23 protein-coding genes are annotated in these 25,185 nt (G+C 46.7%); 10 read left to right on the top strand and 13 right to left on the bottom strand.

Annotated elements, in window-relative coordinates; all coding sequences use genetic code 11:
- Nucleotides 1–32: 32 nt before the first annotated feature.
- From LFX17_RS19635 to LFX17_RS19620, 4 genes are all read right to left on the bottom strand, one after another.
- The gene (locus LFX17_RS19635) at nucleotides 33–1,487 is read right to left on the bottom strand and encodes a polysaccharide deacetylase family protein (RefSeq protein WP_238748721.1); all 1,455 of its coding nucleotides are present in this window, start codon (nucleotides 1,485–1,487) and stop codon (nucleotides 33–35) included.
- A 74-nt stretch (nucleotides 1,488–1,561) separates the two neighbouring features.
- Nucleotides 1,562–2,128: a tetratricopeptide repeat protein gene (locus tag LFX17_RS19630; protein WP_238748720.1), complete on the bottom strand. Its 567-nt coding sequence runs from the start codon at nucleotides 2,126–2,128 to the stop codon at nucleotides 1,562–1,564.
- Between the two features lie 21 nt (nucleotides 2,129–2,149).
- Nucleotides 2,150–2,665, bottom strand: coding sequence for an LB099 family protein (locus LFX17_RS19625; RefSeq protein ID WP_118957181.1), 516 nt, complete (start codon nucleotides 2,663–2,665; stop codon nucleotides 2,150–2,152).
- 163 nt (nucleotides 2,666–2,828) lie between these two features.
- Nucleotides 2,829–3,821: an LEA type 2 family protein gene (locus LFX17_RS19620; protein WP_238748719.1), complete on the bottom strand. Its 993-nt coding sequence runs from the start codon at nucleotides 3,819–3,821 to the stop codon at nucleotides 2,829–2,831.
- Between the two features lie 111 nt (nucleotides 3,822–3,932).
- Here LFX17_RS19620 and LFX17_RS19615 point away from each other — a divergent pair, with 111 nt between their 5' ends.
- Nucleotides 3,933–4,763: a TIGR01458 family HAD-type hydrolase gene (locus LFX17_RS19615; RefSeq protein ID WP_238748718.1), complete on the top strand. Its 831-nt coding sequence runs from the start codon at nucleotides 3,933–3,935 to the stop codon at nucleotides 4,761–4,763.
- A gap of 108 nt (nucleotides 4,764–4,871) precedes the next feature.
- On the opposite strand, the gene LFX17_RS19610 is transcribed toward LFX17_RS19615, so the two are convergent.
- Nucleotides 4,872–5,318 carry an acyl-CoA thioesterase gene (locus LFX17_RS19610; RefSeq protein WP_238748717.1) on the bottom strand — a complete coding sequence of 149 codons (447 nt, stop codon included), beginning with the start codon at nucleotides 5,316–5,318 and terminating at the stop codon, nucleotides 4,872–4,874.
- Nucleotides 5,315–5,911, bottom strand: a complete 597-nt coding sequence (locus LFX17_RS19605) for a TetR/AcrR family transcriptional regulator (RefSeq protein ID WP_238748716.1) — start codon at nucleotides 5,909–5,911, stop codon at nucleotides 5,315–5,317. The genes LFX17_RS19610 and LFX17_RS19605 overlap by 4 nt, the downstream gene beginning before the upstream one ends.
- Before the next feature lie 381 nt (nucleotides 5,912–6,292).
- Between LFX17_RS19605 and LFX17_RS19600 the strand changes: the two genes are divergently transcribed.
- The 5 genes from LFX17_RS19600 (at nucleotide 6,293) to LFX17_RS19580 (ending at nucleotide 13,126) form a co-directional block, all read left to right on the top strand.
- Complete coding sequence (locus tag LFX17_RS19600) at nucleotides 6,293–7,270, top strand: ArsR/SmtB family transcription factor (RefSeq protein WP_238748715.1); 978 nt, start codon at nucleotides 6,293–6,295, stop codon at nucleotides 7,268–7,270.
- Between the two features lies 1 nt (nucleotide 7,271).
- The gene (ahcY, locus tag LFX17_RS19595) at nucleotides 7,272–8,582 is read left to right on the top strand and encodes an adenosylhomocysteinase (protein ID WP_238731872.1); all 1,311 of its coding nucleotides are present in this window, start codon (nucleotides 7,272–7,274) and stop codon (nucleotides 8,580–8,582) included.
- A 76-nt stretch (nucleotides 8,583–8,658) separates the two neighbouring features.
- Nucleotides 8,659–8,958 carry an indolepyruvate ferredoxin oxidoreductase subunit alpha gene (locus LFX17_RS19590; protein ID WP_238748714.1) on the top strand — a complete coding sequence of 100 codons (300 nt, stop codon included), beginning with the start codon at nucleotides 8,659–8,661 and terminating at the stop codon, nucleotides 8,956–8,958.
- 46 nt (nucleotides 8,959–9,004) lie between these two features.
- On the top strand, nucleotides 9,005–12,751 hold the full coding sequence (gene metH, locus LFX17_RS19585) for a methionine synthase (RefSeq protein ID WP_238748713.1): 3,747 nt from the start codon (nucleotides 9,005–9,007) through the stop codon (nucleotides 12,749–12,751).
- A 45-nt stretch (nucleotides 12,752–12,796) separates the two neighbouring features.
- Nucleotides 12,797–13,126 (top strand): hypothetical protein, encoded by a 330-nt coding sequence (locus tag LFX17_RS19580; protein WP_238748712.1) that lies wholly within the window; start codon nucleotides 12,797–12,799, stop codon nucleotides 13,124–13,126.
- Between the two features lie 36 nt (nucleotides 13,127–13,162).
- Here the strand turns inward: LFX17_RS19580 and LFX17_RS19575 are convergent, their stop codons facing one another.
- The 3 genes from LFX17_RS19575 to LFX17_RS19565 form a co-directional block, all read right to left on the bottom strand.
- On the bottom strand, nucleotides 13,163–13,450 hold the full coding sequence (locus LFX17_RS19575) for a type II toxin-antitoxin system RelE/ParE family toxin (RefSeq protein WP_238731868.1): 288 nt from the start codon (nucleotides 13,448–13,450) through the stop codon (nucleotides 13,163–13,165).
- Nucleotides 13,435–13,623, bottom strand: a complete 189-nt coding sequence (locus LFX17_RS19570; protein WP_238731867.1) for a hypothetical protein — start codon at nucleotides 13,621–13,623, stop codon at nucleotides 13,435–13,437. Before LFX17_RS19570 ends, LFX17_RS19575 begins: the two co-directional genes overlap by 16 nt.
- Before the next feature lie 95 nt (nucleotides 13,624–13,718).
- On the bottom strand, nucleotides 13,719–14,663 hold the full coding sequence (locus LFX17_RS19565) for an LIC_20087 family outer membrane protein (RefSeq protein WP_238748711.1): 945 nt from the start codon (nucleotides 14,661–14,663) through the stop codon (nucleotides 13,719–13,721).
- A 107-nt stretch (nucleotides 14,664–14,770) separates the two neighbouring features.
- Between LFX17_RS19565 and LFX17_RS19560 the strand changes: the two genes are divergently transcribed.
- Entirely contained in the window at nucleotides 14,771–16,066 is a 1,296-nt protein-coding gene (locus tag LFX17_RS19560) for an ATP-dependent 6-phosphofructokinase (RefSeq protein ID WP_238731865.1), read from the top strand.
- A 196-nt stretch (nucleotides 16,067–16,262) separates the two neighbouring features.
- On the opposite strand, the gene LFX17_RS19555 is transcribed toward LFX17_RS19560, so the two are convergent.
- Together LFX17_RS19555 and argB are read right to left on the bottom strand one after the other, a co-directional pair.
- On the bottom strand, nucleotides 16,263–18,011 hold the full coding sequence (locus LFX17_RS19555; protein WP_238731864.1) for a GAF domain-containing SpoIIE family protein phosphatase: 1,749 nt from the start codon (nucleotides 18,009–18,011) through the stop codon (nucleotides 16,263–16,265).
- Between the two features lie 153 nt (nucleotides 18,012–18,164).
- Nucleotides 18,165–19,037, bottom strand: coding sequence for an acetylglutamate kinase (gene argB / locus LFX17_RS19550; protein ID WP_238731863.1), 873 nt, complete (start codon nucleotides 19,035–19,037; stop codon nucleotides 18,165–18,167).
- A 76-nt stretch (nucleotides 19,038–19,113) separates the two neighbouring features.
- Here argB and LFX17_RS19545 point away from each other — a divergent pair, with 76 nt between their 5' ends.
- Together LFX17_RS19545 and LFX17_RS19540 are read left to right on the top strand one after the other, a co-directional pair.
- Nucleotides 19,114–19,869, top strand: coding sequence for an SDR family NAD(P)-dependent oxidoreductase (locus LFX17_RS19545; RefSeq protein WP_238732080.1), 756 nt, complete (start codon nucleotides 19,114–19,116; stop codon nucleotides 19,867–19,869).
- A 215-nt stretch (nucleotides 19,870–20,084) separates the two neighbouring features.
- The gene (locus tag LFX17_RS19540) at nucleotides 20,085–20,624 is read left to right on the top strand and encodes a DUF1564 domain-containing protein (RefSeq protein ID WP_238731862.1); all 540 of its coding nucleotides are present in this window, start codon (nucleotides 20,085–20,087) and stop codon (nucleotides 20,622–20,624) included.
- On the opposite strand, the gene LFX17_RS19535 is transcribed toward LFX17_RS19540, so the two are convergent.
- Together LFX17_RS19535 and LFX17_RS19530 are read right to left on the bottom strand one after the other, a co-directional pair.
- On the bottom strand, nucleotides 20,600–22,339 hold the full coding sequence (locus tag LFX17_RS19535; protein WP_238731861.1) for a M61 family metallopeptidase: 1,740 nt from the start codon (nucleotides 22,337–22,339) through the stop codon (nucleotides 20,600–20,602). The two genes, LFX17_RS19540 and LFX17_RS19535, sit on opposite strands and share 25 nt — an antisense overlap.
- Nucleotides 22,340–22,819, bottom strand: a complete 480-nt coding sequence (locus LFX17_RS19530) for a peroxiredoxin (RefSeq protein ID WP_238748710.1) — start codon at nucleotides 22,817–22,819, stop codon at nucleotides 22,340–22,342.
- A 180-nt stretch (nucleotides 22,820–22,999) separates the two neighbouring features.
- On the opposite strand from LFX17_RS19530, the gene LFX17_RS19525 reads away from it, so the two are divergent.
- Nucleotides 23,000–25,174, top strand: coding sequence for an adenylate/guanylate cyclase domain-containing protein (locus tag LFX17_RS19525; RefSeq protein ID WP_238748709.1), 2,175 nt, complete (start codon nucleotides 23,000–23,002; stop codon nucleotides 25,172–25,174).
- Nucleotides 25,175–25,185 lie beyond the last annotated feature (11 nt).

Genomic DNA, 25,185 nt, shown 5'->3' with positions numbered 1-25,185 from the left:
ACAGAGATCATCTTCAAAACTCAAGTAGGAATTTAGAAGCTTCCGTCCGGGTGTTTTTTAAACTCTTTCTGATTGATAAAAAGATATTGATATTGAATCTGCTTTCCATCCTTCGTTTTGGCCTGGACCATCAACGGAAGAAAGGTGGATTTCCGCGCAAAATCCGGAATCCGCACCGTATAATCGGGAGCCTGACTTTCCGCAATCACGTTCTTGCTTTTGATCTTGATACTTACGGATTCGGGTTGAACTCCTTCCAAATGAATCTTAAATTCCTGACCGGTCTTCACCCAAGCGCCGTCCAAAATCGAAATCGAAATTTTAGGGGGAGGGGCCATAGTGAGGATCGAATTGAACGCGGATTGGGATTGTCCCCAAGGAACCAAGGATCGATGCACGTTGTAAACCGGAACGCCCGGAACGTTCTTCCCCGGATTTACGGTAAACGCCATTCTATAACCGATGGCCTTCGCTTCTTCGATCACTCTCGGATCGAAAAGCCCGAACGGATACGCAAGATCCACCACCTTTCTTCCGGTTTTCTTTTCCAAGATCTCTTTGGATTCCAAGAGTTGTTTGCGGATCAAGGTTCTGCTCATCGTAGGTAATTTAGGATGATATAATGTATGGGAACCCAAATCCAACACTCCGCTGTCGAGAGCGCTGTTCAGTTGTTCCCAGGTCATGTAATACTTCTTCCCCGAAGAAATGATGGAAGGATAAATAAAGACCGAAGCGGTAAATCCGTATTTCTTCAACAAAGGGACGAGAACTTCGAGATGCGTTTTGGAACCGTCGTCGAAGGTAAGAAGAATCGGTTTGTCCGGAAAGTCCGAAGGTTTTTTTCCGTTGATATACGCGTAGAACTGATCCAGTCGAACGGTTTTATAACCCGCGGCTTTCAAGAACTTAAACTGTTCTTCCAAAAGATTCGGATGAAGGTTATAACCTCCCATAGGACCGCCTTCGGCAGCCAAGTGATGATAACAAAGAACCGGAACTCCGCCGCCGGAAACCGATTCCACTCCTTGTGTGGAATAAGAAGGAGTGGAAGGGGTATCGTCCTTAACGGTAGGAAGCGCGTCCTCGTATTTTTTCTTTTTAGAAGTCGAAACGTTTTGTTCCTTCGACTTCTCCTCTTTCTTATTTTTTACATTAGAATTCTTTGATTTTTTACGCGAAGTCTTGCCTTCCGCATCGGAATCGCCTGCTAAAGTTTCGGTGGATTCCGTTTTTTCCTTCCGATTCTTTTTGGAAACGGTTTCGGGAATTGCGTCTTCGTTTGCGGAAGAAGCCGCGTCGGTCTTAGCGGGTATTTCTTTTTTAGGAGAAGAAGCGGAGGTCTTTCTTTTTTTCTCCGGATTGAGGAAGTCGTCCACGGGAGACGCGATCAGAATGGAAGACGCCGTAAACGAAAGAACGGCAAAGGTCAGCTGGGAAGAAAATCGAGTAAGTGTTTTTTTGGAAATAATTTTTGTAGTTTGCATTCCGGAGTCCGGGTAAAGATTCTCCGGTTAGTGTTTTTCAAGCACCTTCCTCGGCAAGCGATTCACGGAGAATTCTAATTGCAGAATTTAAGATAAGACTTTGCGGCTTCCCGGTGACCGATCGCCTCGGCCTTGTTCCAATCTTCGCAGGCGTTTTGCCGATCCTTGATCGCCCAGTAAGCCACGGCGCGATTGTTCCATGCGTTTGCGTAATTCGGTTTCAGGCGAAGCGCTGTTGAAAAGTCCCGAATCGCGCCCGGGTAATCGGAAAGTTTGATCTTTGCAAAACCGCGGTTGTTGTAAGCGATCGCATAGTTTTCCTGGCGTTCTATGGCTTGCGTATAATCGGAAATCGCGCCCGCTTCGTCACCGGACTTGCTTTTGGCGATTCCTCTGTTGTTAAGCGAAGCTGGATTATTCGGATTTATATCCAAATCCCTGGAATAGAACTCGATTGCGTCCAGGAATTCTCCGTTTTTGAGTTTGGAATTCCCCTGTTGGAAAGGATTCGGAGTGATTTTTTGCGGAGGAAGCCGCTCCGGAGTTTTCTCCTGTTCGGATGAACAGGAAGAAAACTGGGTAATGCTGAGACAAAAAATAAAAATCGAGCCGAGTTGAAGCCCAAGATGAAAAGGGAGCATCGGAAAACCTCCGTTAGGAGTTTATTTTCCTTCCTTCTCCTTGATCAATCTCTTTAAGACCGATTCGCTGTGAGAGCAGAGTTTCAGAATTCCGCCCTTAGCCGGTTTTTGTCTCTCGAGTTCGAGAAGCTGCGACGCAAATCGAAACTTTCTGCGAATATGATTTACCGCCGGGATGGAAGTTTTGAAACTTCTCGCCAACTCGTGATCGGTTAAACCTTTCGAGTTGAGGTCGAAGAACTTTGCAAGCTTATCCTTATCCCAAACGATCTTTTGATCGGTTCGGTAGTAGTTGTGTTGTTCCAGACGTTTGCTGTTGCGTTCGTAAGAACCTTGGTTCCTCTTCTTTCTCCAGAAGGGGTGTCGGTTTCTTGCATACTTGATGTCATCGATCGTGTAACCGGTGGATGTTAACCATTCCGAAGTGATGCTGGATTTTTTTGGTCCAGTCAGTTTCGATTTAATCGATAACTCGATGTACTGCTCCGGTGTCGATGCTGCTAATAGTTTCCGTTTTTCTTTTTCGTAGATTTCCATATTGTTTTACGCTCATTTATCCTATTCGGAGAATTGAAATTCTCCAAACTCAGGAACTATTCTTATCATAATATGGTTAACTTGAAAACATTTTTATGAAACAAAAAAGAATTTCTCGAATGTATTTGTAATCGTTTCAAATACATCCGATGTAATTCAATACTTACCAGCGAAAGTTACCCTCTTTTATAAATCCGAAGCCGATCGAATCACTTGAAACTCCCGGACATACAACTGCGGCCTTTCCCGTTAAACGAAAAGAAGAACTCCGTTTCGTAACCGCGTTTGCTATCGAATTGGATACGGACTTCAAAGGAAAGCTTGTACGAATCGTAAGAATCGATTCCTTACCGTTGTTCGCGATATTCACCGGAGAACCCGTTAAGAACTTATCGTTTTCCAGAAAGAGTTCGAAGTTCAGATCCTGAAAGCGAAGATCGGAAGCCGCCTTGTTGTTCAATACGAGATCGAACTCGGTATCGATGGAAATATCCAACGCTTCCAATCCGGCGTTTAAAGCGGAGCCGGGAGACTTCTTCGCTTTTGGAGAAAGAAGAGCGTCCAAAAATGAAACCGCCTTCTTCGCGAGTTCGGCACTATTTGCAGATTCCGTAATCTTTGCAACGTCCGGTTTGATGATCTTAAAGTTTTTGATCTCGATGTTGGGAAGAACGGCGGGGATCAATCGTTCGTCTTGAAACGGAAACTTCAACGCGTCTGCCCCCGCTAATGCGGCATATTTGGAAGGAATCGGAAGAGACGCTTCGCCTTCCACTCGGACCAGAAGTTCTTTTTTACCGGGAACTTTCTTATACAAGGCGGCGAGGTCCGCGTATTTCAACTTCACTTCGATCGGAAGATTTTTTTTGGAAGAACCTTGGATGGAATCGAGTGCGAGTTTCACCTTACTGAACTGCGTTCCTTCGATCTTCACATCCAATTCGAGACCGGAAGCGGGAAGAGAAATCGGATATGGGTTTCGAACTTCGGATTGAATCACGAGTTTGATGTCTTCCAAAGTGATTTCCGCGATCTCCACCTTTTCAAAGGAGATTTCGGGAGTTTTGATCTTTCCTTTCAAGGTCTGCAATTCCGCACAACCCGCGAGAATCGGCAAAAGAAAGAAGAACGGGAGAAGGGTTATTTTTGATTTCAAGGAATCCTCCAAATTTGTAATACTGATATAGGGAAGCGGAAAAGAATTGGAAACAAAGATTTTCAAAAGAGAGAATCGCAAATTCGGAAAAATGCGTTAGAATCGCATTCTATGCAGGAAAACAGGAATCTACGGAATATTCTCAAAACGCCCGTACAAGCCGTTCTGGTGGATCTGGACGGGGTATTGCATACGGGCAACGTTCTCCTTCCCGGAGCGAAGGACGCAGTTTCGTATCTGCAAACGAATCGGATTCCGCACTTATTTCTTACGAACACGACGACGAAATCGAGAAAGGCTTTGGCTTTTTTCTTACAACGGATCGGACTTCCGATCGGAGAGGAAAGAATACTCAACGCGCCGAGCGCGGCGCGGGAATACATTCTAGAAACAGGAAATCCAAAAACCTTTTTCGTCATGAACGAGGAAGCGCGCAACGATCTGGAAGGAATTCCTCAAGAAACGAAACATCCCGAAGCCGTTTTGATCGGAGATATCGGGAAAGAATGGAGTTATGCGCTTCTCAACGATCTCTTTCAAAAGGTGAAGAGTGGCGCGCGCTTGATCGCGCTTCACAAAGGAAAGTATTGGCAAACGGAAGAAGGATTGCAGTTGGATATAGGAGCGTTCGTGGCGGGATTGGAATACGCAACCGGAGTGAAAGCGGAGGTCATCGGAAAACCTTCACCCGCTTTTTTCAACGCGGCTCTGAAAATTCTTTCCGCGGATCCGTCCTCCACGATCCTCGTCGGAGACGATCTCGATTCGGATGTGGGCGGAGCACAAGCCTACGGAATCGGAGGAATCCTCGTTCAAACCGGGAAGTATAGAAATGGAATATTAAAAAATTCAAACATACGACCCGATGAAATTTGGGAAAACATAGGTTCTTTGATTCCTTTTTTCCAAAATCAAGCCGGGGAAGGTTCCGAATATGAGTGAATACTCGCAAAAGAACGCGTAACGTATGCGTACAACCGAACGTTTTTTGGATTTGTTCGTTTAACGAATGCTAGATCAACTTCGATTTGAAATTCGTTTAAATCGATTCTAAATTTTAAAAAATTCTAACGTAGATTGCGGAAGCCCGATCGCTTCCAAAAATTTGGCGGGACGTTTCGAGTTTAAATTTAGAATCACCCAATCCGTACTTGCGTTGCAGGAAAGCGCTTGATTACTGCCGCAAATGATTCTCTGCTTGAAGACCGCGCGGGTAGGAGACTTTAAAAACAAATCCGATTCGATCCTGATGGTTTCGGGATACGCGATTTCCCGTTTAAACTCAAGTTGAATCGAAAGAATGATCGGACCGAACCCTTCGTTACGCAGCTTCTCCATCGAAAAACCCCAATCGCGCATGGCTCTCATGCGAGCTTCGTCCAAATATCCTTGGAAGTTTTTATTGTTCACGTGATTGTTCGGATCGAGTTCGTCCCAACGAACCACGATTTGAGTTTTATGATCTTTTTTGATCGGCGAAGAAGTTTCCGATTTCATAGTTCCTTTCCTAAAACGAGATTTCGATGAACACTTAAGAAGTTTTCGAGATACGATTCATCTCCTGTGGCCCTTGCCAAAAGCATCGCTCCTCTCCAGGACGCTTCCACGGTTCGGATCAGCAGGAGAATTTTGTCCGCGGTCGAGTCGTCCGCAGAAACTTGCAAAGAATCGAGGATCGCATTTGCGATCGCTTCCAAAGAACGAGCGAGTTCCTTTCTCAGTTCCGGCTTTTTTTCGGAAGAATGTTGGGATAAAACGTTGATCAAACAGGAAAGCCCGTCCTTTAAGAAATGTTTTTCGAGCTTCACTTTTTCTTGGTAAAGAGAGAAGAGGGCGGACCTTCCGCGTCCCGCCTTTTGCAGGGTTTGATCGTTCCAGGAGATTGCGTTTTGTGTATAATCTTCCAAGGCTTCGATTAAAAATCGATCTTTGGAAGAGAAATAATTGTAAAAGGAACCCTTGGGGATTTCGGCTTCGTCTGCGATTTCTTGAATTCCGATTCCATCCGGACCGTTTTGTCGGATGAGACGAATTCCCGCTTCGAGGATCGTCTTTCGTTTGATTGCGGAATCTGCTGCGGAGAGTTTCATGCGGTTTTTGTAGTTTTTCGAATGTTGATTTCGAGTCTAGGTTGTTTGAAATAATTAAAGCGACTGGTCATATTAAATGCAAGCGAAAATTGCGAATTCGTTCGAAAATTCAAATGAAAGGGGATTTAGGCCGAAATGACCGGGAAAGGGATTTTTCGATTCTGGAGGATTCGTTCGTTTTTCGAATTTTGTGGGAACTCATACGAAATCCAGAAGGACGGCTGATCTCCTCGTTTTTTACAAAGAAGTCCAGGTCCATTTCGAGAAGAAGGCCTACTTTGTCCCTCAAACTGTGTGGGAACTCCCCCAAAACTCAAAAAAGATCCGGCAACCTCATAAAAAGTCTTGCAGATATCAAGATATCTTGATATCCTCTCCTAAATGGAGACTTTAGAAGCCAGAGTTTTTTCGGGAAGCAGCCCGAAACAGATTCTCTCCGCGCTCAAAGCGCTCTCGGACGAAACGAGAGTCCGAATTCTCCATATCCTATCGCTATCTCCATTGAACGTACAAGAAATCACGGAAGTTTTGAGAATGGGCCAGTCACGCGTCTCCCGACATCTCAAAATCTTAACCGACGCAGGTTTTCTAATTCCGGAACGGGAAGGTTCCTGGGTTTATTACCGGATTCCGGAAGAAAAAAAAGAACCTGATTTCGCCTCGGAAGTCACCGAACTTCTTCTTTCCTATAAGGACGATCTTCCGTTTCGAACTCCGGATCAACTTCAGATTTCGGAAATCCTTTCCAGAAGGGATCAAAAAAACACATTCTATTTCAATAATGTAGCGCAGGATTGGGAATCCATTCAGAAGGATGTACTCGATCCCGCCTTGTATCGCAAAAAAATTCTTTCCTATCTGCCTAACGCGTCTTCCGTGATTTACGATCTAGGTTGCGGACCGGGCGGTTTAATTCCGTATCTTCTTACCAAATCCGATCAAGTCATCGGAGTGGATTCTTCCCCGAAAATGGTGGAAGAAGCGCAGGTCGCGTTCGCCGGAAATTCGCACGTATCTCTGATTCATTCTCAACTGGAGAATGTGGCTTCTTCCGCGACTCAGGAAGCGGACGCCGTGGTCGCTTCGATGGTGCTTCATCACCTTTCCAATCCTCCGGCGGTTATTCGCGAAATTTATAAAATTCTAAAGCCCGGCGGCGTGTTCTGTCTTGTGGATTTGAAAAAACACAATCAGGAATTCATGCGGGATAATTTCTCCGATCTTTGGTTGGGCTTCGATTATTCTCTTCTTCAGGATTGGCTGGAACTTTCGGGCTTCACCATTACGGCGCACGAAGAATTCGATACGGGTAACGTTTTCAAAATTTTGATCATTCAAGCAACGAAAAAGGAGGACTAGAATGTCCGCAACAACACAGGAAAAAGGCTTAAGCTATAAAGTAAAAGATCTCTCCCAGGCAGAGTGGGGAAGACAAGAGATCATTCTGGCCGAAAAAGAAATGCCGGGTCTTATGGCTTTAAGACAAGAATACAAAGGTAAAAAACCTTTGGCAGGTGCGAGAATCGCCGGTTCTCTTCACATGACGATTCAGACCGCCGTTCTGATCGAAACCCTGACGGAATTGGGAGCGGAGGTTCGCTGGTCGTCTTGCAATATCTTCTCCACCCAAGATCACGCAGCGGCTGCGATCGCAAAAGCGGGTATTCCCGTTTTCGCATGGAAAGGTGAAACGGAAGAAGAATACTGGTGGTGTATCGAGCAGACAATTTTCTTCGGAGAAAAAGGACCGAACATGATCCTCGACGACGGGGGAGATCTCACCGCTTACATCCACGAGAAATATCCTCAATTGTTAAGCGAAATCCGCGGTATCTCCGAAGAGACCACCACGGGAGTTAAGAGTCTTTACAAACTTCTTAAGAAAGGAGAATTGAAGGTTCCCGCGTTTAACGTAAACGACTCCGTTACGAAATCCAAGTTCGACAACCTCTACGGTTGCCGCGAGTCTCTTGCGGACGGAATCAAAAGAGCGACCGACGTGATGCTCGCCGGTAAAGTGGCTCTCGTTTGCGGTTTTGGGGACGTTGGTAAAGGATCCGCAGCTTCTCTTCGTAACTTCGGCGCGCGAGTGATCGTAACCGAAATCGATCCGATCTGCGCTCTTCAAGCTTCTATGGAAGGTTATCAAGTTCTTCGTGTGGAGGACATCATCGAACAAGTGGACATCGTTGTAACCGCAACCGGTAACGACGACATCATCACTCTCGAACACATGAAAGCGATGAAAGACGGAGCGATTCTCTGTAACATCGGACACTTCGACACAGAAATCCAAATGTCCAGACTGAACGGCGAAAAAGGCGTAACCAAAAAGGAAATCAAACCTCAGGTCGATAAATACACTTTCCCGGACGGTAAATCCATCATCGTTCTCGCGGAAGGACGTCTTGTAAACCTCGGTTGTGCAACCGGTCACCCTTCTTTCGTGATGTCTTGTTCTTTCACGAATCAGGTATTGGCTCAGATCGAACTTTATAACAACAAATACGAGTTGGGAGTATACACTCTTCCGAAACATTTGGACGAGAAAGTTGCCGCTCTTCACCTCGAACAGTTGGGAGTTCGTTTAACAAAACTGAACCAAAAACAAGCCGACTATTTGGGAGTTCCGGTCGACGGACCTTTCAAACCGGAGCACTACAGATACTAAGCCGACGTTTCGACGCGGAATCCCGGGTTTACCGACCCGGGTTTTCGTATCGGAAGAATCGGTCTTTCCGAATCAAATGGCCTATGTAGTCGCGGAACCCTGCAGGCATTGTAAATACACATACTGTGCCGCGGTTTGTCCCGTGGAGGCCTTTCGGGAAGGAAGCGATTGTCTTTACATCGACCCTTCCGTCTGCATCGATTGCAACAAATGCAGGCCGGAATGTCCGGTGGAAGCGATCTACCCGGACTACGAAGTTCCTTCCGTGTGGCACGGATGGATCGCGGAGAATGCGGTACAATCGAAACATTCTCCCGTGATTGTGGATGTGAAAGTTCCTTTGAAAAAAGAGGGATGTATCAATCCGGAATATTAGAATTTTACGTTATACTATTTTTTAAAATTATCAAAGAAGTTTGCTCATGACTTATAAAGTTCAGAACTATACGAATCCCTCCTCCAAGGAGCTGCTCTCCCTTCTCGAAAAACAAATTCTCGTAATCGACGGCGCGATGGGAACGATGATCCAAAGATTTTCCCTTCAAGAAGACGACTTTAGGGGAGAAATTCTCAAGAACCACGCGCATCCGTTGAAGGGAAACAACGAACTTCTTTGTTTGACGAGACCGGACGTGATCGAAGCGATTCACTTGAAGTTTTTGGAAGCGGGCGCAAACATTCTCGAAACGAACACGTTCAGCTCGAATCAAATCTCGCAAGGCGACTATAAAACCGAGTTTTTGGTGGCGGACTTGAATAAGGCCGCGGTTGTTTGCGCGCGCAATGCGATCGCGAAATTTCAAAAGACGAATCCCAACCAACCTTGTTTCTTGGCGGGGGCGATCGGACCGACTACAAAGACCGCGACACTTTCTCCGGATGTGAATAATCCCGCGTTTCGCGCGGTGACATTCGACGATCTCGTCGCTACTTTTTACGAACAAACGCGCGCTCTTGTGGAAGCGGGAGTCGATCTTCTTCTTCCCGAAACGAACATCGACACTCTCAACTTGAAGGCCGCGATATTTGCGATCGAACAAGTATTCGAAGATTTGCAAGTTCGAATTCCGGTCTGTTTGTCCGTAACGATCACGGACGCTTCGGGTAGAACCCTTTCCGGTCAAACGGTCGAAGCGTTCTACAACTCGATCGCGCATTGTAATCCTCTTTCGGTCGGAATCAACTGCGCGCTCGGCGCCGACGAAATGCGTCCATATATCGAAGAACTCGCGAGAGTTTCCTCCTGTTACATCAGCTGTTATCCGAACGCTGGATTGCCGAACGCATTCGGCGGTTACGATCAAACTCCGGAAGAATTCGGAAAATACATTCAAGAATTTGCAAGTTCCGGCTGGCTGAATATCGCGGGCGGCTGTTGCGGAACGACGCCCGAACATATCGGGGCGGCCGCAAAAGCGGTTCACGGGAAGAAGCCGAGAATTCTTCCGCAGATTCCCGAAGTCACCCGATTGTCCGGTCTCGAACCGTTGAATATCACTCCGGACAAAGGATTTTTACTCGTAGGCGAAAGAACGAACGTAACCGGATCTCCGAAATTCAAAAAACTCATCATCGAAGGAAACTTCGAAGAGGCGGTTTCCGTCGCGTTACAACAGGTGGAAGCGGGCGCGAACATCATCGATATCAACTTCGACGAAGCGTTGTTAGACGGAGAGGCTTCGATGAGACATTTCTTGAATCTCATCGCGGGCGAACCGGATATCGCGAAAGTTCCGTTTATGATCGATTCTTCCAAGTGGAGCGTGCTCGAAGAAGGGTTGAAGTGCATTCAAGGGAAGCCGATCGTAAACTCGATCTCCCTCAAGGAAGGAGAGGAGAAGTTTCTGGAATACGCAAGAAAGATCCGAAGATACGGAGCTTCCGCGATCGTGATGGCGTTCGACGAACAAGGCCAGGCGGCAACCAAAGACGATAAGGTCCGTATCTGCAAACGCGCCTATGATCTTCTCGTTACAAAGGCGAACTTCAGTCCGACTGACATCATCTTCGATCCGAATATTCTTACGGTCGCAACGGGAATCGAAGAACACAACAACTACGCGATGGATTTTATCGAAGCCGTCCGCGAGATCAAAAAAGTCTGTCCCGGCGCAAAAGTATCGGGCGGTTTGTCCAACGTGTCCTTTTCGTTTCGCGGAAACAATCCCGTACGGGAAGCGATGCACTCTGTATTCTTATACTATGCGATTCAAGCGGGAATGGACATGGCGATCGTAAACGCGGGAATGCTGGCGGTCTACGAAGAGATCCCCAAGGATCTATTGGAATATGTCGAAGACGTAATCTTGAATAGAAGACCGGACGCGACCGAGCGTCTTGTTGAATTTGCCGAAAGCATCAAAGCGGGAGGCGCAGACAAGTCCGAGAAAAAAGAAGAGGCTTGGAGAGAAGGGACCTCCGTCGAGGAGCGACTTTCCCACGCTCTCGTCAAAGGGATCGTGGAATACATCGATCAAGATACGGAAGAAGCGCGCGTGAAATACGGGCGTCCGTTAACCGTCATCGAAGGTCCGTTGATGGACGGGATGAAGATCGTGGGCGAATTGTTCGGCGCGGGAAAGATGTTTCTGCCTCAGGTCGTAAAAAGCGCGCGCGTGATGAAAAAATCCGTAGCTTATCTGCTTCCTTTTATGGAAGAGGAAAAGAACCAATCGTCGGAGGCTACAGCGCGTCCTAAGTTTTTGATCGCTACGGTCAAAGGAGACGTTCACGATATCGGCAAGAACATTGTGGGCGTCGTTCTTGCCTGCAACAACTACGAGGTCATCGATCTCGGTGTGATGGTTCCTTCCGATAAGATTCTCGAAGAGGCAAAGAAGCATAACGTAAGCATCATCGGTCTTTCGGGACTTATCACTCCGTCTCTCGACGAAATGGTCCACGTAGCGTCCGAAATGAAACGCACCGGATTCGAAGTTCCTCTGTTGATCGGAGGCGCAACCACGAGCTCCGCGCATACGGCCGTTAAGATCGCGCCTGCATACGATCAACCGGTTGTTCACGTTGTGGATGCTTCTCGCGTCGTGAACGTGGTCAACCAGCTTCTCCATCCGGACTTGAACGAAGCTTATACGCAAAAAGTAAAAGAAGATCAAAAAGCGGCACGGGAGAATTACTTCAATACCAGAGCCGAAAGAAAGTTGATTTCTTTGGAACAAGCCAGAGAAAATCGCCATCCCATCGATTGGGCGACGACTCCGATCGACAGACCCGCGTTCACAGGAGTTCGCGTCTTTGACGAAGAAGTTTCTTTGGAAACGTTGATCCCTTTTATCGACTGGACTCCGTTCTTTACCGCATGGGAACTGAAAGGAAGATACCCCGCGATTCTAGAAAGCGAAACGACCGGAAAACAAGCGAGAGAACTTTTCGCGGACGCTCAAAAACTCATGAAGAAGATCGTGGACGGAAAACTTTTTAAAACCAAGGGAGTGATCGGAATCTTCCCCGCGAACGCTGTCGGAGACGATATCGAAGTCTACGAAGACGAAAAACGTTCCAAACTTCTCACCGTATTCCATACTCTGCGTCAGCAGATTCAGAAAGAGGACGCTACGGAACCTAACTACTGTTTGGCGGATTATATCGCTCCGAAAGAATCGGGAAGAATCGACTATATCGGAGGATTTGCGGTGACAGCGGGACACGGAGTCGAGGAATTCGCGAAAGATTTCGAAAACCACCAAGACGACTACAATTCGATCATGGCGAAGGCGTTAGGCGATCGATTTGCGGAAGCATTTGCGGAATACATGCACTATAAAGTCCGGAAAGAATACTGGGGATACGATAAGAACGAGAATCTTTCTCCGGAGGATTTGATCCGCGAGCGATACAGAGGAATTCGCCCGGCGGCGGGATACCCCGCTTCTCCCGATCATACCGAAAAACGGGTTCTATTCGATTTATTACAAGCGGAGAAAAACACGGGAATCACGCTTACGGAACATTTCGCGATGTGGCCCGCAAGTTCGGTCAGCGGATTGTATTTCGCACATCCGGAGTCCAAGTATTTTGCCGTCGCAAAGATCAATCGCGATCAGATCGAGGAATACGCGGAAAGAAAAGGGATGAGAGTGGAAGAGGTGGAACGTTGGCTTGCGCCGAACCTCGCGTACGATCCTCTCGCGGTTTCCGTTGCGAAATAGGAATCTTGGAAAGAATCCGATTTTTTTTTCGTCTAACTAGAAGCTATGAAACCGGCGGTCCCCAATCATTCTTCCGTACACAATCACGGTCCCGTTTATTCGGAGACTAGAAACGCGTCCGAAGAATTCTCCTTTCATCCCACGCTGATTTCATGGCTGAAAGAACCGCTCGGTCTTACGGGCAGCGAAATTCTTACGTTAACCGAAATTGGATGTACGGATCATTCTTGCCCGGTGATCGAAACTTGTTTAGAGATTTTTTCGAACAAACAGAATCCGGCGCCGGAACGTATGATTCGTTTTGGAAGAGCAAAACATCTGATCAGCAAGATGGATCTGGCCTTCTCCCTCAAAAAACAGGGAATCATCGAGTAACCCTACAAAGTAAACAATCGTCGATTCAAAAAGAGATCATTTTAACGACCTAGAAGAATGGTGAATCGTAACTATTTCAATATTTTCTGAATCGTTAATTCTATAAACGATTCGATAATTGCCCGAAAATCGTTCCCGCAAACTTTCAATATTAAATTCCGGAACCATTCGTCCTAAAAACGGGAACAACGGTATTTTTTCTACAGTTTCTATGATCCGATTGACTACATTAAACGCGTAAATTTCAGAATCTATAGTGATATAATCGTAGATATCATGCAAATCGGATTGAGCTTTCCGAGACCAGATTATCTCTTTCGCCATTTAGCAATTTCTTCTACGACTTTTTCGTGAGAAACTATTTTACCGTTATCCAAATCCGACAAGCCCTCTTGAACTTTCTTCGAAAAGAAAAGTTCTTCCATGATATCATCAAATGATGAATCATCAGGTAAGTTTTCGATCAGGTTGATGGCCTGTTGCTTCGTTGAGGACATGATTGATATTTACGTCTTAAAATTGAGATTGTCAAATAGAATTCGATCATCCTAATCTATGCGATTGAACGTGAGACAGAACGCTTTCGATTTTCTTATTTAGAAGAGGTTTCGGAAAAGCTGTATTTGATTCCCAAAATTCCCTGCACGTCCTGCATCCACTGATGTTGTTCTCCCGCGAGTTGCGCCGCGGTGGGAACGGGAACGCGTACCATTCCTTCCAAGCTTAAGTTTCTGGAAGAAAAGGAAATCCCCGGATTCAAATAGTATTCATACGATTTTAAACCGCGCATGTTGTTGCTTCCCGGATCGCCCGTTCCTCCGTATCCGAGGTTGCGGTCTTGAAAGCGTTTGATGCTGGAGAATTGAAGGAAGAAGTTCATCTTGGAACTTTCTCCGATTTCCGGAAATACGGAATAATTGAATGCGATCGTGGACTTGGCGGATTCCAGCACGGCAAGTCCGGCTTGGTTTCCGATCATTCTCGCGTTAAAATCCATCTCCAATCCCGCATGACGTTTCATGTATAAAAACATCACACCCGAACTGCTTCCGTTTTGAAGCGGATTAGAACCGAACGTCTGCAAACCGAAACCTTGGATTTGGTTTCTGGAATCGGTGATTCGATCCATCGTTCTCTTTTCGGAGAAGGCGCCGGATACAAATTTGCCCGTTTTAGAAGAAGGCTCGTTTACGAAAACCGTTTCGGACACGGGTAAGAATTGAATGCTGCCGTGCGGAACGACGGAAAATAAAAACGGCTGAAACATTCCCGAAAAGGAGAGACCCGGAGTTACGATGAACGTTGGCGCGGGAGATTTTTTTTCGAGTGCGGTTTCGTATTCCGGTCCGAGTTTGAGTTCCATCGGGTCCTTATAGGGAATGGCGACCACCTGCAGATATTTTTGACGATTGAGATCGAAATCGCGGGAAAGGTGGTAGGGTGAAAACGGGCTGAACGTCGGATCTTCCACCGAAAAAACGGAGACTCCGAACAGAAACAAAAATAAGGAAAGAATAAAGGATCTCTTTTTGTTCATAAACCGTTCTGTCTGTAAGACTATAGAAATAGAACAGAACTGTCAGTAGAAAATTGCAAAATGAGGTGATTTTTCCCCGAATTCCCGGAATATCTGCGCGAGGAAACATGGATACACGAATCAAAAATTTCGGCGAATGTAAAATTCCCAGTCCCGCGGATTATGAATACTATACTAGCGATTCTTCCAGGCTTTTATTCAGAACGGTGTTTCAATCCGATGAAGATTGGAATTCCTATATACAAAACGATCCCGATTTTTTCGAACAAGCCGGTCCTCGGGAAAAAATATTTTTCCACCCAAAGGAAGTGACGGCGGGAATCGTAACTTGCGGAGGACTTTGTCCCGGAATCAACGACGTGATCCGGGGGATCGTGATGGAACTTTACTATCGTTACGGTGTTTCGCGCATCCTCGGTTTTCAGTACGGGTATCAGGGTCTCGTCAAAAAATATTCCCACAAACCGATCGAACTCACTCCGGAAAAGGTGGCGCATATCGTGGAAGAAGGCGGTTCCATGCTCGCTTCTTCCCGCGGAAATCAATCCGCGGTGGATATGGTGGATTATCTGAGCTTGTACGGGGTCAAAATGCTCTTTTGTATCGGCGGAGACGGAACCCTACGCGGTGCGCGCGAAATCGTGGACGAGATCGCCAAACGCGGAGAAGAAATCTCCGTGATCGGAATTCCGAAAACCATCGACAACGACATCAACTACGTTCAGAAAACGTTCGGCTTTTCCACGGCGTTTTCCAAGGCGATGGAAGCGGTGGAATGCGCGCACGTGGAAGCGAAAGGCGCGCCGAACGGAATCGGCCTTGTCAAGTTGATGGGACGTCATTCCGGATTCATCGCGGTCAACGCGGCTCTTGCGTCCCGGAACGTAAACTACTGCCTGATCCCCGAAGTGAACTTCGATCTTTTTGGAAACGGTGCGTTTCTGGACGATCTCAAAAAAAGAATCCTGAAAAAAGGACACGCGGTCATCATCGCGGCGGAAGGCGCCGGTCAAAAATTTTTTGACGTTACCGGAGAACGAGATCCTTCCGGAAACTTAAAGCTGAAAGACATCGGATTGTTTCTCAAGGATACGATGGGGGAATTTTTCAAAAAGGAGAATATCCCCGTAAACATCAAATACATCGATCCGAGTTACATCATACGATCGATTCCGGCTAACGCGGAAGATTCGGTGTTCTGCGGCTTTCTCGCTCAGAATGCGGTTCACGCCGCGATGGCGGGCAAAACGGATATGGTCGTAGGAATGTGGAACAACGTTTTTACGCACCTTCCCATCGCGGTGGCGATTCAGGAAAGAAAGGTGTTGCAACCGGATAAGAGCACTCTTTGGAGATCGCTTTTGGCTTCCACCGGACAACCGGCTCACATGGAAGCGAAGTGACCTAAACGCGTCAGTGATGCGGAGGGCGCGAGCGTCCTGAGCCATATTCAAAAAATTGAATCTTTTCCGTTGAAACAAGGCGAAGGATGAGTCGCTACGCGACGAAACCCGGAGCAAGCACGGTCCTTCCGATCGCAGATCGGAAGGAGACGCCCGAAATTTTCCGCGGAAACGCCGCTCTCTACGGATCGCAGCGTTACGGAAGACGCACCATAAAAAGAGTGTAGTCGTCGTGCGGATCTGCTTCTCCGCGGAACGCATCGGTGGTATCGATGATGAGTTCCTTCAAAGCGCTGAGAGGCATTTCTCCGTTTCGCTCGATGAGCTTGGTCAGATTTTCCAAACCGTACATCTCGTTCGATTCGTTCATCGCTTCGCTCACTCCGTCCGTATAAAGAATCAATAGATCTCCGGGAGAATAATCGATTTCGTGTTCGTCGATTTCCGATTCCTTGATCCCGAGAGGCATTCCTTTTCCGGAAAGACTCGTGACCTTCTTTTCTTTGGCCTTATAGAGAAGCTGTTCGTTGTGGCCCGCGCTCGAATACCGGATTCTTCGTTTGGCCATATTGATCCGAGCGAGCATAACGGTGACGAACATAAAATAACCGGACTTTTCTTGGATGATCCGATTCGCGCTCATCAAACTGATGCTCGTCGAAGAATTCCGGGAGACTTCTCCCGCGATGATCGTCTTGGAGAATTCCATAAAGAGCGCGGCGGCGATTCCTTTTCCCGAAACGTCCGCAATCAGCACGCTCACCTCGTCGGGGTTGTGATAAATGAGATCGTAAAAGTCTCCGCCGATTTCCTTGGACGCGATATAACTCGTTTCGAGTTCGAGTCCCTGTATCTTTTTCGGAATGTTCGGTAAAGAATTCACCTGAATCTGCGAAGCGATCTGCATATCTCTTCGGATCGAATTGAGTTTTTCCTTTTGATCCTTGGAAAGAAGGGAATTGTACGCTTCCGCGATCTGATTCGAGATCGTACTCAGAACGTTTTGATCCGCGTTATTAAAACTGTTCCCCGATTTTTTATCCGCGGAGTTTAGAATTCCGATGATCTTTCCGTCTTGTCGGATCGGAACGGAGATAAAGGATTTCGTTTTGTATCGTTCGGGACGAACCCATTCTTCCATGAAGCCGGACGTATTTTGAACGAGAATCGGCGCTCCGGTTTCGATGATATGTTTGATGATTCCTTCCTTTTCGTTGATGAAGTGTTCCTCGTCTTCGAGACTAAAGCCGATGCTTTTTTTGAGTTCGTATTTTCCGGTTTTCGGATTGAAGAAGATGAGCGAAACACGTTCCGCTCCCATCACTTCCGAAATCGAGTTTACGGTGAGATTGAGAAACTGATCCATCGCCTCGATGTTCGAAATCGCCTGACTGAGTTGAAACAGACAATCCAATTCGTTGGCTCGGCTTTTGAGGTCGCGAATGAGTCTTCGATTCCGAATCGCAATCGCCGCGAGATCCGAAAGATATTGCAGAACCTTAATGTCCTTGCTCGTGAATTCTTCCCTTCCCAGGGAATTGACCGCTTCGAGCACACCTTGGATTTCTCCCTGAGTACTCATAGGAACGCAGATGAGGTTGTTGGTCACGAATCCGACGGTTTCGTCGATGTTTCTATAAATGCGAGGATCGTTGGCGGCGTCGTTGACGATGACCGGTTCGAGGGTTTCCAAAACCATACCGGCGATTCCTTTCCCGCGGGGAACCTTGAGTTCGGTCAAAGATTCTCCCTTGGTTCCCTTGGCGACGTTGAACACGAGACAATCCTCGTCGCGGTCATAAAGAAGAAGAGAACATCCTTCCGTGTTGAGAACGTCCTTTGTTGTTTCTATGATGATACCGAGAAGTTCTTCCAGGTCGTCGGTCGAATTGATTCTCGCCGTAATATCGGAAATTAGGGATAAGGATAGTTGCCTTTCACTCATAAGGGGGGTTAACGGACCGTTCTAAAAGAAGAATTCAATCATTGGACACAAGAAAGTGTTCTCTGTCAAGGAGTTTCGGTAACAATCGACGCGCGGAAATTTTTCAAAAAAACGAACCTAACCAAAAGGTTTATTTTTCTGAAAGGCGGAATTTTATTCGATCAACGAGCCGATTCCTTGGTCCGTAAAAATTTCGATCAGGATCGAATGAGGAACTCTTCCGTCGATGATATGAGTTCTTCGCACACCTTGATCGATTGCGGTGAGACAACATTCCACCTTTGGAATCATTCCGCCGGAAATTTCCCCCTTTCGAATATAATCCTTTACTTTGCCTCGATTGAGACCCGTGGCCAGTTTTCCGTCGATGAGAATTCCTTCGGTGTCCGTAAGAAGAATCAACTTCTCCGCTTTGAGAGCGCCCGCGATTTCTCCCGCGAACGTATCCGCGTTGATGTTGAGACTGTCCCCGGTCGCCGATTCGGCGACCGGGGATATAACGGGAATGAATCCTTCCTTCTGAAGGTTGTGGAGAATTTCCGGATTTACAGATTCGATTTTTCCGACAAGCCCCACGTCGAAGAGTTCTTTTTCCTTTCCTTCGAGTTCGATCTCGATCGGAGTTTTGATCGCCTTTGCGAGATTGCCGTCCTTGCCGGAAATTCCCACCGCCTTTCCGCCTTGTGCGTTGATCATGGAAACGATCTGTTTATTCACCTTTCCGGTGAGAACCATTTCGACGACGTCCATCGTCTGCGCGTCCGTGACCCGATGTCCGTGAACGAACTCGGTAGGAATCTTAAGATTTTCCAAGAGACGGTTGATTTCAGGTCCGCCTCCGTGAACGATTACGGGATGAATTCCCACGTATTTTAAAAGAACGATATCCTTTGCGAAAGATTCTTTCAAATCAGCCTTTGCCATTGCGGCTCCGCCGTATTTGATCACGACCGTCTTGCCCGCGTATTTGGTGATATAAGGGAGGGCTTCGAGGATATGATTGACTCTTTCCAAAAGTTTTTCCATGAGAAACAAAAGATTCCTTGTGCCGCTCTCTGTCATCCAGAAATACGGGATAGAAGAAACCAACGGAGTTAGAAGAGTGACTCGAAACGATCCAAAATCGAAACAAAGAAAGAACGTGATTCTCACCGGCGGAAGCGGTGGTCTCGGAAGAGCAATCGCCGCGTCTCTTACCACGGAAGGATATTCCGTTTTTAATTTGGACGTTCGTCCTCCCGTTGCGCTTCTTTCGGGAGAATTCTTCTGCGAAACGGATCTGACAAAGGACGAACGCTTGGATTCTTCTTTGGCGGAATGGAAGAATCGTATCGCTTCCGAGGATGAAGTTCCGTATGCGTTGATCCACTGCGCCGGCTACGGAGGTCCGTATCACGATCTTACGAAAGTAAGTCCGGAAGAATGGGATCGGATTTTTTCGATCAACATTCGTTCCGCGTTCCGAATCACGAAGGTTCTTTTACCTATATTCAAAAATCTGCAACTTGGAAGATTGCTATTCATCGCTTCTTCCTTATCCTTGATCGGGTCGGCGAATTCGGTCGCGTATTCCTCTTCCAAACACGCGTTGATCGGTTTTGCAAAGTCCTTGGCGGACGAATGGGGCGGATTCGGCATCACCGCAAACGCGATCAGTCCGGGTTATATGGAAACGTCGATGGGCATTCAGGAAGATCAGGTTTCCGATCATCGACGAAAGATTTTAGAGATGACACCTTCCAAAAAAATCGCTTCTCCTTCGGAAGTGGCGCGAGTCGTTTCGTTTTTGTTAAGCGAAGAATCTTCGTATATCAACGGAGCGAATTGGGCGGTGGACGGAGGAATTACGGCTGTTTAGCAGACTTTAATGCCCGTCCCAAAACCGGGAACGTGTGGGAACTCCTGCTTTTTTCAAACGGCGAGACCGTCTTTGAAAAGCCAAGGAGTATTTGTGGGAACTATTACAATTTTTTTCCCGTTTTGGGATCAGGCTCTTCGTAAAAAAACGGCGTTTCCTTAAAAAACCCGCGCCGACCAGTCTCCATCGGTTTTTTGCGGAACCGTATCCGATATATGGGAACCATGCTTTTAAATACGGATCATGAAATCCGTTCGCGACTTCAAGATGGGTATTCGATTACGGTCACTCTTTTAATTCCGGAACAAACCTTGCGACGCTTTTCAGAGCGGGACGCGAAGAAACTTCCGAAACGAATTCCCGAGCTTTTGAGACGGTATGGGAAATATATGTCCGCTGCAAAGCGCATCGGAAAAGATGCGAGGCGAACTCTTTATCAACCTTGTCAGGGTAAAAAGAAAATGGTGCGTGTGAATGCTCGGATTAGCACCGGTAGCTGGACTTTTTTAGGAACGTTGGCTCAAGCGCACGGCGTGTCCCGCTGTTTTCTGTTTAATTATCTTTTGTGGCTGGAGGAACTGGGAGTCGGAGATTCTATCGTGAATCCGATGAATGAGGGAGTTCCCACATTTCACAGGTATTACAGTTACATCCTCCACCTCGACTTACTTGACAACCGGGCAATCCGCAAACTCGAATGCGGACCGGACACGTATTTCCACACGTTAGATTACCGAGATTGGTTCCCTTCCTGACTTCCGAAGAACAGTCCGCGCAATTTTTTTTGTTCGTCGTTCGCGAGTTCGTCGAACTTAAACTGACTCGTTTGAAATCGTTTCGAGAGTTTCAACTTTCGCTTGAGAATCTTACCTCGCCGCGCGATCAAAAGTTCGATCTTATCTCCGGCCTTAAACTGCTTCAAAAGATCCTTTCGATTTCCGGAATGAATCCGAGTTCCATTCAGCGCGATCCATTCGTCTCCTTGACTTAGATCGACGGAAGCGTCCAAAATCTTCCAATCAACTTTGCCGATCACGAGATTTCCCCGTTCTTCCCGCGTGGAAAAGCCGAGTTCCACTCCGGGGTTCGAATCCGACCGTTTAACACCGATTTTGTGAAAGTAATTCTCGATCGGGATCGCAATCGCCTTATCCAGATAATTTCCGAATTCCAATTTCAGATCCACTCCGGTCCGTTTTTTTGCGGACTCGAAGAATTCGATTTTCGTAAAACCGCGTTTCTTTCCGACGTAATACGTTTGATATACTTCGTTCATCACATCCAGCAAAGAATGTTTGCCTCCCGTTTCCGACAGAAGATGCAGATCCATCGCAAGCGCGAGAATTCCTCCCTTAACGTAATACGAAATCCCCGTGTTGTTCGCGTTCGGATCGTTCGGACGGTTGTAGAATTTCGTCCAAGCCGTGTACGAAGAATCCTCCAAACTCATCCAAGCTTCTCCCTCGGACTTTTCCAAACTCTGAAGGTCTTCCATTACCTTTGCCAGATACGATTCCGGGTTCAGATGTTTGGTTCGCACCAAAAAATACGCGTCATAAAAGGAAGTGATTCCCTCCGCGATCCAAAGTTCGCGGGTTAAATTAGGTTTCTGATAATCGAACGGACCGAGCGCGATCGGGCGAATCCGTTTCACGTTCCAAAGATGAAAGTATTCGTGGGATAAAAGTTCGAGAAGTTTTAGATATCCGTCCTTCGACAACGCCTTCAGCGGATCATACATGTTCACGGAAGAATTGAGATGTTCCAAACCTCCGTAGGCGCCTTCGGAAAGAATCAGGACAAACAGATAACTCGTGTTTGGCGATCCTCCGAGAGAACGGATCTGTTCCTCCGTGATCTTTTGAAGATCGGGGATAAGGTTTTTTCGAACGGATTTCGGAAGTTCTCCCTCAAGTACGATCTCATGATCGCATTCTCCGCTGCGAAACGGAATCGAAGGTCGGTTCGACAAAAGAACAGGCGCGTCCAAAAATTCGTCCAGCGAAGCGGAAGAACGTTTGCGACCCTTTCCGCTCAAACCGGAATGACAATATTCAAACGGAAGCGCATTCGAGATTTCTAATGTAATTTCGGAAATTTCCTCGTCGCGGGGGTACAAAAACAAGGCGGGCGGATGAAGCAAACAATATTCCGTGGTGAAATAGTTCGAACGGACGGAATAGTCGTATCCGTAGACCACGTATCGAACACGAAAGGCTTCTCCCTCGGAACGAACGCTCCAGGAATCCAAACCGATTTCGACGACTTCTAACTTTTTGCCGTTCTTACCGCTTGCAAACGCTTCGAGCTTGTGGATATGTCTGGAATAATCCCGAACCATATACGATCCGGGAGACCAAACGGGTAGGGATAGAATCGTTTCTTTTTTGGAAGACTCCATCTCCAATTCCACTTGGAGATAGTGTCCCGTAAGCTGATACTCTTGAATTACAAAACGAAGTTTAGACAATCATTTACCGCTGGCTTTGGAAATCTCCTGGAGAGTTTCTTCCACCGTGGTCGTCGGGTCAACTTTTCTCCAAACCTTTTGGATCTTTCCCTCCGGAGAAATCAAAAACGAATCTCTGGAAAGTCCCTTGAACACCTTGCCTCTCCATTCCTGATCTCCGTATACGCCGAGAGCTTCGCTCAATTTATGATCGGGGTCGGATAAAAGCGGAAAGTTTAAGGAATACTTTTGGATAAAGTTTCCGTGAGAATCCAAATTGTCCAAGCTCACTCCGTAGACCTTCGCTCCGATCTTTTTGAATTCTCCCATATTGTCTCGATAACTGCAGGCTTGTTTGGTGCAACCGGGGGTATCGTCTTTCGGATAAAAATACAATAAAGTCCATGAACCCGCGATGTCGTCCGGAAGTTTCACGCTCCTTCCTTCCGTACTTTCCAAACTGACCGAGGGAACATTGGCCCCCAAAACTGAATCTGACATTCGAATTTCCTCCGTAGCAAGAATAAAGATTGGAACCGGGATGCAACCGCTTTTCAAAACGAATTCTAAGATTTGGACGACGTTTGGAATAAAAATGTTGAAAATTAGACAATCTAAACTTCTAATCCATATACTTCTCTCAAGAGAACCAATTCTTCTCCCAAACGGAAACCATCTACTTTGAAAACGATTCTATTCTTCTTTTGCGCTCTTATTCCATCCGTACTCTTTTCCGAATCGCAAGAGGCTTGGAAACCGATCGATCTAAGAAAAGGGAATTGGATCGCGATCGACAACTTTCAAAAAGAATATCTCAAAGGAATCGACGCTTCTTCTCCGAAAGTGAAAACGATCACTGCCTTTCCGATCGTTCTCAACGAAATTTTCGAAACTCCGATCGGAACGGGTTTGAAAGAATTCACTTTGCAGACTCGGTTTCAAATCGAGGAAGATTTTCAGAAAACGAAAATCTACAAACCTATTTTCTTATATCTCGAATCCATCGGAGAAAACTGGGAAATCTATTTGAACGGTCATTCTCTCGATCGGGAAATTCATCTGGATTCTTCCGGCAAAGAGATGCTGGTTCGAAGAACCATCCGCAGCCTTCGTCTTCCTTTGGATTCCAGTCTTTTGAAATCGGGGGAGAATCTTCTGACGTTCCGTTTGATCGGCGACGTTCCGGCTTCCGCGCTTTCTAAGAACGTGGATCTCGGTTTTTACATCGACGGAGATTATTCGATCACGACCGAACAAAAACTTTCCGGCGAGATTTCAACTCTCGTCAATCTTTGTCTCAATACGATTTATATCTTTTTCGGTTTGTATCACCTTCTGATCTACGCGAAACGAAGGGAGGATCGTTACAATCTTTACTTTGGAATCTTCAGCGTTTCGATGGCCTTATATTCCCTTTCCCGATCCAATCTCGCCTTCGACGTCATTCACGATACGACTTGGATTACAAGAATTGAATATGCTTCGGTTTCCCTTTTGGCGCCGATGTTTCTTCTGTTTATGCAGGATTATTTTTACGGAAGAGCGAAGTTTTCCAAAGTTTTGTTCGGAATTCTTGTCCTGAGTCTTTTGATCGCGATCGCAACTCTTGTGGAACCATTCCGTTATACGATGACCAGTCTTCGTCTTTGGCAGATTTCGATTCTACCCACGCTCGTTTATCTTCTCTATTTTATGAGCAAGGCGGTTTATTTAAGAAAGAAGGACGCGATTCTTCTGGCGACGAGCATGTTCACCGTGGTCTTTATCGCCGTCTACGACGTGATCGATTCGGTCTTTTTTCAATCGGGAATCCGTTTTACTCAGTTCGCCTATTTTCTGTTCGTCGTCGCGCTGACGACGATTCTTGCAAACCGATTCATTTCCTTGTATCGTCAATCGGAAGACTTAAACATCGAACTCAGTCAACAGAAGTTGGAACTCGCCAGACAAAAGAACGCGTTTTTTCGTTTTGTTCCGGTGCAATTCTTAAACGTTCTCGGAAAAGATTCCGCCGTGGAAGTTAATTTAGGCGACTCGGTTTTAAAAGAAATGAGCGTTTTATTCACGGACATCCGTTCGTTCACCACGATCTCCGAGCAGATGACACCCGAGGAAAACTTTCGTTTTATCAACGACTATCTCGCAAGCATGGAACCGGTGATTCAGAAACACGAAGGTTTTGTGGATAAGTTTATGGGCGACGGAATTCTCGCGCTTTTTTCGGGAGAAGGAGAAGCGATGCATCCGAGTCTACAGGGAAAAACTTCCGCGGACAAGGCAATTCTCGCTGCGATCGAAATGAAAAAGAAGGTGCAGTCGATCAACGCGGAAGCGAAGGATTCTCACTTTCGCGGGTTGAAGATCGGAATCGGAATCAACACGGGGAACTTGATGCTCGGTACCGTGGGAAGCCGTTCCCGTCTCGACACGACCGTGATCGGAGATACGGTCAACGTTGCGTCCCGTTTGGAAAGTTTAACGAACCTGTATCGCGCGGATATTCTCATCACAAAGAACACGCTCTCTTCGATGACGATTGCGGACGGTCTTGCGATCCGTGAAATCGATTCGGTGGTCGTCAAGGGCAAAACCGATCCGATCATCATCTACGAAGTTTACGAAGCCGACGCGCCTCATATCCGTAAACTGAAAGACACGACCCTTCCTTTGCTTACGAGAGGAATCATTCTGTATAAGGTCGCGGACTTTCAGGAAGCGCTGATCAATTTCGAACAAGCGCTCAAAGTTTTTCCGGAAGACATCGTTTCGATTCTGTACCGCAAGCGTTGTCAGGAATACATTGCGTCCCCTCCGACCGGCAACTGGATCGGAGTTCAACATCTTCTCGAAAAGTAAACCGTATTCTT

The organism is Leptospira sanjuanensis, from assembly GCF_022267375.1.
In the GTDB taxonomy this organism is placed as follows: domain Bacteria; phylum Spirochaetota; class Leptospiria; order Leptospirales; family Leptospiraceae; genus Leptospira; species Leptospira sanjuanensis.
The sequence above is the reverse complement of the archived record's forward strand: the minus strand, read 5'-3'. Positions and strand labels throughout refer to the sequence as shown.

What these genes read in the sequence shown, in the direction of transcription:
- LFX17_RS19635 (WP_238748721.1), bottom strand. Translation starts at nt 1,487, where the DNA reads ATGCAAACTACAAAAATTATTTCCAAAAAAACACTTACTCGATTTTCT.
- LFX17_RS19630 (WP_238748720.1), bottom strand. Translation starts at nt 2,128, where the DNA reads ATGCTCCCTTTTCATCTTGGGCTTCAACTCGGCTCGATTTTTATTTTT.
- LFX17_RS19625 (WP_118957181.1), bottom strand. Translation starts at nt 2,665, where the DNA reads ATGGAAATCTACGAAAAAGAAAAACGGAAACTATTAGCAGCATCGACA.
- LFX17_RS19615 (WP_238748718.1), top strand. Translation starts at nt 3,933, where the DNA reads ATGCAGGAAAACAGGAATCTACGGAATATTCTCAAAACGCCCGTACAA.
- LFX17_RS19610 (WP_238748717.1), bottom strand. Translation starts at nt 5,318, where the DNA reads ATGAAATCGGAAACTTCTTCGCCGATCAAAAAAGATCATAAAACTCAA.
- LFX17_RS19605 (WP_238748716.1), bottom strand. Translation starts at nt 5,911, where the DNA reads ATGAAACTCTCCGCAGCAGATTCCGCAATCAAACGAAAGACGATCCTC.
- LFX17_RS19600 (WP_238748715.1), top strand. Translation starts at nt 6,293, where the DNA reads ATGGAGACTTTAGAAGCCAGAGTTTTTTCGGGAAGCAGCCCGAAACAG.
- ahcY (WP_238731872.1), top strand. Translation starts at nt 7,272, where the DNA reads ATGTCCGCAACAACACAGGAAAAAGGCTTAAGCTATAAAGTAAAAGAT.
- LFX17_RS19590 (WP_238748714.1), top strand. Translation starts at nt 8,659, where the DNA reads ATGGCCTATGTAGTCGCGGAACCCTGCAGGCATTGTAAATACACATAC.
- metH (WP_238748713.1), top strand. Translation starts at nt 9,005, where the DNA reads ATGACTTATAAAGTTCAGAACTATACGAATCCCTCCTCCAAGGAGCTG.
- LFX17_RS19580 (WP_238748712.1), top strand. Translation starts at nt 12,797, where the DNA reads ATGAAACCGGCGGTCCCCAATCATTCTTCCGTACACAATCACGGTCCC.
- LFX17_RS19575 (WP_238731868.1), bottom strand. Translation starts at nt 13,450, where the DNA reads ATGGCGAAAGAGATAATCTGGTCTCGGAAAGCTCAATCCGATTTGCAT.
- LFX17_RS19570 (WP_238731867.1), bottom strand. Translation starts at nt 13,623, where the DNA reads ATGTCCTCAACGAAGCAACAGGCCATCAACCTGATCGAAAACTTACCT.
- LFX17_RS19565 (WP_238748711.1), bottom strand. Translation starts at nt 14,663, where the DNA reads ATGAACAAAAAGAGATCCTTTATTCTTTCCTTATTTTTGTTTCTGTTC.
- LFX17_RS19560 (WP_238731865.1), top strand. Translation starts at nt 14,771, where the DNA reads ATGGATACACGAATCAAAAATTTCGGCGAATGTAAAATTCCCAGTCCC.
- LFX17_RS19555 (WP_238731864.1), bottom strand. Translation starts at nt 18,011, where the DNA reads ATGAGTGAAAGGCAACTATCCTTATCCCTAATTTCCGATATTACGGCG.
- argB (WP_238731863.1), bottom strand. Translation starts at nt 19,037, where the DNA reads ATGGAAAAACTTTTGGAAAGAGTCAATCATATCCTCGAAGCCCTCCCT.
- LFX17_RS19540 (WP_238731862.1), top strand. Translation starts at nt 20,085, where the DNA reads ATGGGAACCATGCTTTTAAATACGGATCATGAAATCCGTTCGCGACTT.
- LFX17_RS19530 (WP_238748710.1), bottom strand. Translation starts at nt 22,819, where the DNA reads ATGTCAGATTCAGTTTTGGGGGCCAATGTTCCCTCGGTCAGTTTGGAA.